Below are 11,813 nucleotides of genomic sequence, written 5' to 3'. Positions count from 1 at the left end.
TTTAATATTACTCCCTTTTAGTTCATGCTTGCACCCTAGAAAATTGCCAATTTCCTAAAATGTGAACTATGATTTCAACCAGATGTTATGGTGGATGGAATTTAACCATCATGATTTCATGACATCGGATCGCACCCTCACTATATCACCACACTTTAAACCTTTTACCGCTGCTTTGACTCCTTCTGAGACTTTTTTAGATAGACTAATTGTTTCAAAAGATTGACAAAGTTTTCCAGACCTTTCAAAATATCCCTGTTTAATAGCATCGTAGACCCAATATCCACCAAGCGAGCAATTCTCACCTAATTCTTCTTTACAATTTTTGAACTTTTCCAGTATTTCCTTTTTGTTACTAACTTCTACTATTATTTTATCTTGCTTGTCAGGGTACAAATTAACTTCTAATTCTCCTAAACTAGTAGAGAAAGTTAACACTATATTACTATTGTCTGCAAGATTAGTGTAATGCCTTATGCCACTTTCCGTTATAATTTCTACCTCACTTTTACCGATCTTTACTATATCTCTTCCGTATTCTATTTTTCCTTGAGTTAACCCTAAGCTCCTTGCCCCATCTGTTATCTTTGCGACATCTATTATGCTATCCTCTGAATACTCTAAGTAGAAAGTAGAGTTGTCCATTTTTGCATCTTTTAACTTACCATTAGTTGCACCTCTAACAACTTCCATAAACTTGAGAGTAAGATTTGCACAACTTCCATGAGCTTTTATCATATTAGTTTCATGATCTTCAAATTCTAATTCCAGTGTATTGAGCACATACATACTATCTACAACATACCACACCGCTCCTTTTGATACTAATTTACATATTATATCACTAGCAACCTTGGAGTTCTTTTCTAATTCACTAATCTCTTTTATTCTTTTCATCACACAATCCATAAAGTTATACTTATCTTCATACATCTTTCCATATAGCTTTCCTTGATGAGGAAAATTAAACCTTATTCCAGACTTTATAGCTTCGTTTACAACTTGTTCTAATTGATTCATGTCTTGCGCTTTACCTACTTCATCTAAAAACACTTCTAACTTTGCCTGCTGGTCTAGTATTAAATTATCCCATAGAGTCCTAGATTTAAGCAGATGCTTTTCACTATCTAACCCTTTGAAATCTTTTATTCCTGCTGCCAGCAACAATCTTTCTGCTTCTTTACAACAAGTTTCATCACTATGAAAAACATTTCTGATATATTGAAAGATTCGTAACTTCCCTTTATTGTTATGAAGGCTTAAAACTCTCTTTAAGTCTTGAGTACCCTTGCGTTCATTCAAAAACTTTTCTAATACAGTAAGACCTTTACTTAGAGAAGAAGGGTTATCTTTGTCAACACCACCAAGAATACAGTCTAATTCTTGCTGCAACCTTTTGTGATCCTCAGTTAAAAGATAACCTTCAGCATAGTAGTTACAATTATCAATTGCTATGTCTAGTGGGGTCTTTCCTTGTTTATCACATATATCAGATCTAGCTCCACTATCCAGAAGTGAAGAGATGAGATCATTGTAATCAGTGCTTGTTTAAAACAGCATGGTGTAAAGGGGTATTACCAATCGAGTCTTGCACATTAAGAGCAGCTCCGTTTTTTACAAGATATTCAACTATGTTTAAGTGACCTCCTAGAACAGCAAAATAGAAAGCAGTGTAGATATAACTGTTTTTTGTCTCAATATCAGCTTTTTCTATAAAATATTTAACTATGTTTAGGTGACCCTTTAAAGCAGCATGGTGTAAAGGGGTATTACCAATCGAGTCTTGCACATTAAGAGCAGCTCCGTTTTTTACAAGATATTCAACTATGTTTAAGTGACCTCCTAGAACAGCAAAATAGAAAGCAGTGTAGATATAACTGTTTTTTGTCTCAATATCAGCTTTTTCTATAAAATATTTAACTATGTTTAGGTGACCCTTTAAAGCAGCATGGTGTAAAGGGGTATTACCAATCGAGTCTTGCACATTAAGAGCAGCTCCATTTTTTACAAGATATTCAATTATGTTTAAGTAACCTTCTGAAATAGCAAAATAGAAAGCAGTGTAGATATAACTGTTTTTTGTCTCAACATCAGCTTTTTCTATAAAATATTTAACTATGTTTAGGTGACCATTTGAAGCAGCACAGTATAAAGTGATACTACCAATCGGGTCTTGTAGATTAAGAGGAGCTCCGTTTTCTACAAGACATTCAACTATATCTAAGTGACCACTTAAAGCAGCAGCATATAAAGGAGTATCACCCTTCTTGCTTCGTAGATCAAGAGTAGCTCCGTTTTTTACAAGATATTTAACTATGTCTAAGTAACCCTTAATGGCAGCAAAGTACAAAGGAGTAAAGCCGTGATTGTTCTTTGCATTAGGATCAGCATGATTTTTTATAAGATATTCAACTATACTGAAATTATTCTTGCGAACAGCACTGTGTAGGGGAGTATGATCATCCTTGTCTTGTAAATCAATAGCAACATTTTTTTTACCTACAAGATATTCAACTATTCTTAAGCGATCCATGGAAGCAGCTACATGCAGTAAAGTAGTCTTTACATCCATATCGGAAAATATTATGTCAAAATCTTGTTCTTTTAGCTGATTTTCTATTCTATCAATAACATTACTCTCATCTACACCATCTTGTATTATTGCTCTTAATATCTCTTGCAACTCACTTAAATTCATAATTTTACCTTAGTTTAAAACCGCTTTAATCATTATATGCCTGATACAAAAGTCAAGAATTTTATATGTCTTCCTGAAAATTACGAGCGATTGTTTTAGTTGCTCTGCTTGATCGGTAGAAGGAGCATATTTGTGCAATTCAATAGAAACATGCCTTTCTTCAGCATCACAAAATTTTTAATTATTGACTTTCCCCAAAAACGCAAAAAAGTAAGTATATTTGTGAGAATAATTTAAATAAAAGCGGCGTTGTGAAAATAAAAGCGTAAAATTGTTGCAACGAAGTTGGGCAAATTAGTTCGTACCTAAATGTGGCAAAAGTAGGCTAATATAGCTGGTTTTGCGATATAGTCAAACTATTATACAAGAAAGTTCAAACGGTACAAGTGGTGGGAGGAGTATAATTTAAAACCTTAAAAACTATTTTTTAGCATCTGCAAGATCGATACCGTTTGTTTGATCAATTTCAACATTGCTAAGCGCTGTATTTGCTTCATACGAACAGTAACATCCTACTGCAAGAAAAGTTAATGCAGCTACAGCAAGTGAAATACACATTGCTAAATGAAACATTGTTAAACTTGCACCAACAGCAAATGCCACAGATAACAAAAAAGAAACAGAAGCATAGATTACTTGCTTTCTACTTTGAGCATTTACTGCTGAGAGTTTTTTGTTTTCATTACCCAGGCTGAGATCTTTTTCTTTGGCGAGCCGACTATTTTCTGATAAAAGTTGAATTTCTTTTTTAGTAAGACAATCAATACTTGCTTGTTTACTTAATGTCTCATGCTTTAGTTGTGAAACATTTTTCTTTGTACTATTCAGCTCTTTATTTTTACCTTCAAGTTGTTCCTGCAAACATTGGATTTGACTTTCCACCCTATTTTTGCTTTCAAGTTGTTCATGTAGATTTTTAACTTGACTCTCTAGTTCTTTACTTTTGGTTTCAGATTCCTGCAGCTTTGTCTTCAGGTCGTTATTTTCATTTTTGGGCTTTTTCAGCTTTAGCTCATTCTTTAGTTTGTTGTTTTCTTCAGTGAGCTGAGTTACTTCACTAGTGTTGCCAACCAATTCTTGCTTTACACTATCCCGCTCCTGTTCCAACTGAGTTTGTGTGCTCTTAAATGTTTGAATTTCTGCATTCAAGGCTTTATTTTTATCATCCAGCTCTTTTTTGCTGTTTTCAAGGTTAGCTTCTTTGCTCTCAAATTCCCTAGTTATTTTAGCCAATTCTTGCTTTGCACTCTCTTGCTCTCGTTCTAACTGAGCTTGTAATTGTGAAACCTTTTGATTTGCATCATCAATCTTTTGTTTTGCTTGTTCCAAATCTTCTTTTAATTTTAAAATATTTTCATTTGCATTATCCAGCCCTGTCTTGCTGTTTTCAAGGTTAACTTTTATGTTCTTATATTGCTCTTTAAGCTTACTGCTTTCTTCAGTAAATTTAGTTACTTGATTATTTAGCTTGCTAATCTTTTCCTCCTTCTCTGCAAGCTGAGCTCCTGTACTCTTAAGTTCTTTAGCTTTTGCATCCAAGCCTTGATTTAGCTTTTTCTTCTCCTGCGCAAACTGAGCTTGTGTATTTTTAAACTCTTCCAGCTTTTGGTTCGCATCATTCAGCTCTTGATCCTTGCTGTTAAGTTCCTCAGTTTTTTCATTCAAGCTTTGTTGTGTACTCTTTAGCGTTTCTTTTAGTTGACTCTTGTCTTGAGTCAATTGAGCTACTTTATCATTAAGCTCATCACACTCTTGTTCTTCTTGTTTCAATTTTTCTTCTAATTTTGGGGCATATTCAATCGGTATTTCAGAAAGCTTAATATCCTTATTTTCTTTCCTGACTTCTTCAAAGAATTTCTCGCCATCTATACATGTAAAGTTAAGTAGACAATTTATTAAGTGGTAAAATGGACTAAGCACGTAAGAAATATAAAAATACCTAGATGCATTGCTGTCTGATTTAAAATTTTCCTGCTTTACTTCCCGAATAAGTTTATAATAGGTATCAATTTTATGATAGTATGGCTCTAAATAATCTAGAACTTTATCCGTTTCTAGTTTTAATGGTTTACCTACATGTTTATAATGCGCACCAGCATTACCGTGTGGCAGACATGGTACTGGGTCTGATTGACAAGCTACTCTAATAGTCTTCTTTCCAAGACACTCACTGTAAACTTCAGCAGCATCATTGTAGAAAACTCTTGGGGAGCCAAAAGTTGCAACATTAATGTCTTTGGCTTCTTCTGTTTTATCAAGACATAAAGCAGCTATAGTAGCAAGAGCACCTCTCATGCTATGACCTGTAACATTAATTTTTAAACTTTTGATTCCTTCTAATCCTTTATCATTAGCATGCCCTTGTAATATCTTGTGTACGCTGGGCCAAGAGCGTTTGAATAAAGAGTAGAAACCAGAGTGGATATAATTATCTCCAGATAAAAATGATAACTTAGTCAAAGATGCACGAAGATCTTCCTTCAAATCATTCAAATCGCGAGTACCATGATAAGCTATAGTTACTTCCTTGTCTTTAATAAAAACATAACCAACATCTCGATTGTATGAATTGCTACCCGTCAAAGCATAGCCGACATTATGTTGTTCTAATTTATAATCACTATCCGAGCAATATTTATCTTGAATGAGTTCATTGTCATAAAATTTTATTATTTGATAACCTGCTTCTTCAAACTGCCTTTTAGTTTCATATTCATCTTTCTTTAATTTCCTGTCCCCATCACCATAGGCAATTTTACTGAGAGTACACATTTCTAGTAATTTTTCTTTATCAAATTCTGCAATTTGTCCTGTTATCAGATCGGCAAGGTCAGAAGCATCATTTAACTCACTATTCTCAGAACGCTCTATATTCTTCCATATTTTAATTAAACTAGAAGTGTCTTGATTCAAAAGCGCGTCGAGATCATGTTCATCTCGAGCTTCTAATTCACTCTTAATTGGTCCGAGCTTTTCAATTAAGACCTCTTTTATTGAAGTATTGCTAATATTTACAAAATCATCGCTAATAGAATTTTGATTATCAATAACACCTGGCATATTTCTTACTTACTACAAGTTTAATTAACTTAGTATACCACTATGCAATTATTTAGTCAAATAAGTTATCAATTTAATAAGATTAACCATAAATCTTTTCGTCTTCAACGGTACAAGCAATATTTGTTCAGGAGCGTTTCTGGGAGGAATATTACAGTAACTAGCGTTAACAGCAATTCAATTATTTACTTTCTTCACAAAACACAAAAAAAGTACGTATATTTGTGAGAGTTTTTTACGTAAAAGGGGTGTTTCAAAAACAAAAACGTAAAATTATTACAACAAAGCTAAGCGAATTAGTTCGTATATAAATGTGGCAAAATAGGCTAATATAGCTGGTTTTACGGTATAGTAGAATTATTATATAGAAAAGTTCGCACAGAACAAGTGGTGACCGGCCGATTCCAAAACGAACACTTCTCACGTTTGTTATTTTAAGTTGCTGAAAGTGGTTGCATTACTTAAGTTTTTAGTAGTATATTTTGTTAAATTAATAGTAATTTATTTAGAAATAACAGAAAAATTTATGATCATTATATATTTTAAATAGAATAAAGTTCTTTTGTTAGTATTGTCCTTTTTGTAGAAAATATTCTAACTTCTCCATCACTTTTGCTGAGTAAGGTCTGCTAAAGTATTGACAAAATAGGGGGATTATTGTATACTAGAGGTTACTTGGCAGTTTAATCAACGTTTTGTAATATCTTAGGTTAACTTTTATAGATATAAATTGAGGTGATGAGGTATGTATCCTGTATTCTATTGTGATGAGTTTGATGAACTTGATTTAGATAATGGTGGAAGTCCTTTAAGGAAAAAATTCGATGCAATAATTAAAGATTTAAAGGAGAATGAGCATACAAGTCTGGGAGATATAAAGTTAATAAGTGGTGATGGAGGTGTTAAATATTTTCGGGCTAAATTAAGTGATAGTGACAGATTATTATTTACGAGCATAAAGTATAATAATGAAGATGCTTTTGTTATTTTAGAAGTAATTCTGAACCATAAATACGACAAGTCAAAATTCTTAACAAATAAAGAAAAAATAAAAAACATAAAAATAATAGATCAAAACAATAAAGAAGTTTCTGATAGTACGGGTGAAGTGAAGATTAGAGATGCTCCACAAGTTCGTTGGTTAGATAAATTTATCACTTTTAGTGCAAAGCAAGAAGACATAGTTGAAAATGCTGAAGGTTTACCTTTAATCGTTAGTGGATCTGCTGGTAGTGGAAAGACATCGGTGGCTTTGGAAAAGCTTAGGAAGATAGAAGAGGAATTCAAGGAAGGAAAAATTCTGTATATTACCCAGTCTGAAAGTCTTATAAAAAAATCAAAAGAATTATATGAATATGAATACTATGATGGAGCTGCCAATAAACTAAGGACTGGTGTTTCACAGCGAATTGAGTTCTTATCTGTTCATGAGTTTATAGAAAGGGTAACAAAGGAAGATGTAGAAGGAAAGAAGCCGATCAATAGAAATGCATTTTTTTCATGGTTCAACGAAAAATGTAAGAAAAAAGAATTTAAGGAGTATGCAAAAGACGGAGAGAAAATATTTGAAGAATTTATAGCTGTGATAGCTGGAAAATGCTTGGGAAAGAAAGAAAAATATGAACAGCTAGGAGATAGACAATCTATATTTCCTAGGGACAAAAGGAGCCGTATTTATGGTTTTTTTGAAAAATATAGGAAGTTTATAGAAGAAGATCGAGAATATTATGATCCTAACCTTATCGCTCATAGGTGTACTGAAGAAGAAATACGGTCTAATAAAGTTTATGATGTGGTTGTTGTAGATGAAGTGCAGGATTTGACTGAAAGCACATTAAAGCTGATATTGAAGAGCTTAAAAGATGAAAGTAAGAGTAATTTTTTATTATGTGGTGATGTTAATCAAGTGATACATCCAAGTTTTTTCTCTCTGTCTAAGTTAAAGTCTTTTCTCTATCAGAATGAATATAACAAGGAACCAAAGGTTTGTATTCTTGAAAAGAACTATCGTAGTAGTAAGCAAGTTATTGAATTAGCCAACCGTATACTACACTTTAAGAATCATTATTTTGCTTCAGAAGATCAAATGACAGAAGATGAAAAAAAAGCTTTTTTTATGGAGAGTGATACTGAAAACCCAGGTAATGTCGGCTTTATTGCTAAGGGTGATGAACAAGAAATAGCAGAAAAAATATCTGAGTCTACAAATTGGGCTGTTTTAGTCCTGGATGATGAGAGTAAAGAAGATGCTTGTAAGTGTTTTGATCCTTCATTTGTGTTTAATATACATGAAGCCAAGGGCTTGGAGTTTGATAATGTAATTCTTTACAAGTTTACATCTCATAAAGCCTACAGTGATATGTGGGATATAGCACGTCAAAACGAAGATAAGGAGGAGAAGGTTGAAGATACTATTAAAAAAATTCGTGATTCATATGATAAAAAGGATGTTAACACTTCAAGACCTAAGGATAAGAAAGATAGATCTTTTGAGAAGTATAAATTTTATATACATGCTCTATATGTTGCAGTTACTCGTACTGTTAGTAATGCCTATATTATAGAGGGTGAAAAACAGTGTAATTTATTAAAAGTAGTAGCACTAGGAAAAGAAGTTAATAAAGTAGATACTAAGGATATCAAGAAGGAAAAATTTGACCCTAAAAAATGGAAAGCTAGGGCACTAATGTTAATAGATAACGGAAACATGGAGCAAGCTAAAGGTAAGGTAATAAAACTGCTAGAAAAAGGAGAAAAAGAATATGCTCAAGAGATCATGGATGCATTAGAAGCTAAAGGACACCGTGTAGGAGCCGTGGCAAATACTGTAGTACAGTCTCCTTCAGACAATGCTCGTAGTGTTGAGGGTATAAGAAGAAAAGTGAAGAAACAGTTAGAAGTGGAAAAAGAGTTGATAGCTGCTATTAAAGATGGTCATACGGAGACAGCAAAGAAATTAATAGATGAAGATGTTAATGCAAAGGATCTAAAAGAGCAGACTCCTCTGCGGTTAGAAGGGAAAGAGCGCGTTACGAAATTGAAAAAAGAGGGAAAAGCATTTGACAAAACAATCAGAGGATTAAAGGACGAAGCGGTTGATAATTTGATGAAATCCATGAAGCCAGGAGAATTTATGAGTTTTAAAGATGATGTGATTAAGGGTATTTATGTTGAATATTGTGTTCTGGAACTATTCGCTATGGCGATTATGAGTGTATTTGAGCCCAAAGTTAAAGAGAGACATACAGCGTTTAATAATAAAAATGGTAGAAGTTTACCTGAGGAAGAAATCACAAACGAATTAACAGCTATTGTTGCAGGGAAGCGGCGTTTAATGCAATGTAAAAAGATTAGGGACGGTGCAAAAAATCTTGTAGAAGGGGTATTTGTAAATATTCTAGAGTTGCCCGATAAAAAACAAGTGAGCAGAGACAAAAAATATCGATTGCAACTATTACAGGAAAAATTCAAAAATCCTATACGAAGTATAGAGGAAAACATAATGAAACAATTAAAAGAACTTGTAGATGATTATTCAGAGGAGGAATTAGATTCAAGACTTGATGAAATTTGCCAAGCGTTGGAAAATAATGTAGCGAAGTTGAAGAAGTACATAAATCAAGAAGAGCAAAAAATTAAACAAGAGGAAGTGAAAGCGAGTCTTTTATCCCTTTTTCCAAGTAAAGAGAGGGTTGATTTAGTTGCACGATCGCAAGAATGTTTATCAGAGAGAGCACCTTTAAAGATCCATTTTAATAAATTGGTCCATAAGCTAGAAGATTGTAGAAAGAAAGTCGAAAATCTTTCTCAGGAGCAGTTGAGCTATTCTGAATTTGAAAAGCTTAGGGATGAAGCTATAGATATTACAGGTAGATTTGAAAAATTACTGCAGACCTATGGTCATATATTTAAACAGTCTGCTAAAAATCGAAGAAAGATTGGGCAAAAATTTGATGTAGTTGACCTTCTTCTGCTGCCTGGAATTGGGGTTGATGCTAGGGATGAAGAAGGCTTTACTTTTTTACATGTGGCAGCAGAAAATGGTCTTAAGAATATAGTTGACTCTTTTCTGCAGTGTGGAGCTGATGTTAATGATATGAGTAAGAAAGGTATTACTCCTTTACATCTAGCAGCAAAAAATGGTCATAAGGATGTAGTTGACCTTCTTCTGAAGAGAGAAGCTAATGTTAATGTTACTGCGAGTGGTAGTGTTACTCCTTTACATGTGGCAGCATACCATGGTCACGAGGAGGTTGTTAAGGCTTTATTGAATAAAGGTGCTGATATTAATTCCAAGGATAACGATGGTAAGATACCACTAGAATTAGCGAAAAACCACCCTATTGTTGAAAATATTTTAAACTTAACAAAACAATTATTTGATCATATAAAGGAAAATCAAGTAGAAAAAATTCGATCTTGCATAAATAAAGGGGCAATTGTTAATGCTACTAGTAAAGGTAAAACACCATTACATTTTGCAGCAGAAGGTGGTAATAAGGATATAGCTGGACTTCTTCTTGATAAGGATGCTAATGTTAATGCTAAGACTGAGGAAGGTTTTACCTCTTTGGCGTTAGCGCTAGAATTTGGCTATTCTAAGATAGTTGACCTTCTGCTTGCTGATCCAAATATTAATGTTGGTTATATACAAATTGGATCTCTTGAAAATGGAAAAAATAAAGAAAAAATTCGTCAAAAATTTGCTCAAGATGCTAATCTGTTTCAGAAGGTAAAAAAATCGGCAGAAGAAAAAGATGAAAATAAGGTAGATGCATTACTCAAAGAGATAGAAGAATTACTGGAATCAAAAACTGAGTATGGTTTTAAACCAAGTTTGAATTACTCTCCAGATGGTAAAGATGAAAATACGACTATTGAGATTGCTATTAAAGCTGGTGGGAAGATATTGCGGCTCTTAAAAGAACAACAAGAAAACCCTCAGCCTAAGAGTAGTTTTAATGATGTTTCTACTCCTCACAATTTGGCTCAAGCTCAGGCTTCAATTACATGAAATTTAATTCCTTAACTTTTGAATTTCATCTATCGAAAGGCCGGTAATTTCAGCGATAACATCAATAGAGACACCGGCCTTAAGTGAATTTTTAGCCACTGCTATTTTAGCCTGTTTTTCGCCCTTTTCTTCGCCAATTTGAATACCTTCCTCTCTGCCTTTTTCATGTCCAATTAGGATGCCTTCCTCTCTACCTTCCTTCTTTACCTTCCTCTCTAGCATCATCAAGTTTTTGAGCGAGGACAGCCTGTTCATCAAGAATACGTTTTATTTCCTGTTCATAGGCAATAAATTCTTTTTCTGACCAGTTAAATCTATTTAGCTCTTCATAGGCCTTTTTAATTATTACATCACTACCTATTATTTTTTCCAGCTCTTCTTCACTAGTTTCGTCTGCATATCGAAAAAAATAAACCCATTTTTCAACTATATTTTCCAACTGATCTTCCTTATTCTTTGGAAATTTAGGCAACTCAATAAATATAAAATAGAAATCTTTTAGATCATGCTCATTAGTGTCTTCATCTCGAATAGTATGCTTTGATTTGTACTCAGATTTATTAGGAAACAGTACACAATCTGCTATAGCAATGAAGATAATTTCCTTAAGGTTATGATACTGGTCACCTTTATCAGCTTGCCTTGAGTAAGCTTTAGCAGCATAGTATTGGGCACGTTTTTCAAATCCTTTTGTTTTAGCGACCTGCATCTCGCAAATGTATTGAGCACCTGTAGAATCTCTACAGAGAACATCAACAATACTTTGCTTTTTAGCGGCGATATCAGGGTCTTGAATAGTACTTAAAAACTCTATATCCTTTATTTCATTTTTACCAGTAAAGCCAAGAATATCATTGAGGAAGTGAATAAGGATATCTTTATTTTTTTCAGTACCGAAGATACGCTTGAAAGAGTAAGAGTTCAATGGACTAGGATATTTACCCATCGAACCCTCCTCTAGGAACCGTACGTGAAAGTTTCCCTTCATACGGCTCGAGCCACCTTAAGTCCTTTTCTTTAGAACCGGCAACAGTTTTTATC

Annotated in this window: 4 protein-coding genes and 1 pseudogene; 1 reads left to right on the top strand and 4 read right to left on the bottom strand. The window is 33.6% G+C overall.

Going from position 1 to position 11,813, the window contains the following annotated elements; all coding sequences use genetic code 11:
- Positions 1 to 108: 108 nt before the first annotated feature.
- The 3 genes from OOL03_RS01915 to OOL03_RS01905 form a co-directional block, all read right to left on the bottom strand.
- The gene (locus tag OOL03_RS01915; RefSeq protein ID WP_264707502.1) at positions 109 to 1,392 is read right to left on the bottom strand and encodes a hypothetical protein; all 1,284 of its coding nucleotides are present in this window, start codon (positions 1,390 to 1,392) and stop codon (positions 109 to 111) included.
- 145 nt (positions 1,393 to 1,537) lie between these two features.
- Positions 1,538 to 2,698, bottom strand: coding sequence for an ankyrin repeat domain-containing protein (locus OOL03_RS01910; RefSeq protein ID WP_264707501.1), 1,161 nt, complete (start codon positions 2,696 to 2,698; stop codon positions 1,538 to 1,540).
- Positions 2,699 to 3,118: 420 nt separating this feature from the next.
- Complete coding sequence (locus tag OOL03_RS01905; RefSeq protein ID WP_264707500.1) at positions 3,119 to 5,758, bottom strand: lipase family protein; 2,640 nt, start codon at positions 5,756 to 5,758, stop codon at positions 3,119 to 3,121.
- Positions 5,759 to 6,503: 745 nt separating this feature from the next.
- Between OOL03_RS01905 and OOL03_RS01900 the strand changes: the two genes are divergently transcribed.
- On the top strand, positions 6,504 to 10,772 hold the full coding sequence (locus OOL03_RS01900; RefSeq protein WP_264707499.1) for an ankyrin repeat domain-containing protein: 4,269 nt from the start codon (positions 6,504 to 6,506) through the stop codon (positions 10,770 to 10,772).
- Between the two features lie 3 nt (positions 10,773 to 10,775).
- Here the strand turns inward: OOL03_RS01900 and OOL03_RS01895 are convergent.
- Positions 10,776 to 11,718 (bottom strand): annotated as a pseudogene (locus OOL03_RS01895) (Rpn family recombination-promoting nuclease/putative transposase).
- Between the last annotated feature and the right edge of the window lie 95 nt (positions 11,719 to 11,813).

Source organism: Wolbachia endosymbiont (group A) of Acrocera orbiculus (assembly GCF_947250015.1).
Classification (GTDB): domain Bacteria; phylum Pseudomonadota; class Alphaproteobacteria; order Rickettsiales; family Anaplasmataceae; genus Wolbachia; species Wolbachia pipientis.
This window is presented reverse-complemented; position numbering and strand designations above follow the sequence as displayed.

What these genes read in the sequence shown, in the direction of transcription:
- OOL03_RS01905 (WP_264707500.1), bottom strand. Translation starts at nt 5,758, where the DNA reads ATGCCAGGTGTTATTGATAATCAAAATTCTATTAGCGATGATTTTGTA.
- OOL03_RS01910 (WP_264707501.1), bottom strand. Translation starts at nt 2,698, where the DNA reads ATGAATTTAAGTGAGTTGCAAGAGATATTAAGAGCAATAATACAAGAT.
- OOL03_RS01900 (WP_264707499.1), top strand. Translation starts at nt 6,504, where the DNA reads ATGTATCCTGTATTCTATTGTGATGAGTTTGATGAACTTGATTTAGAT.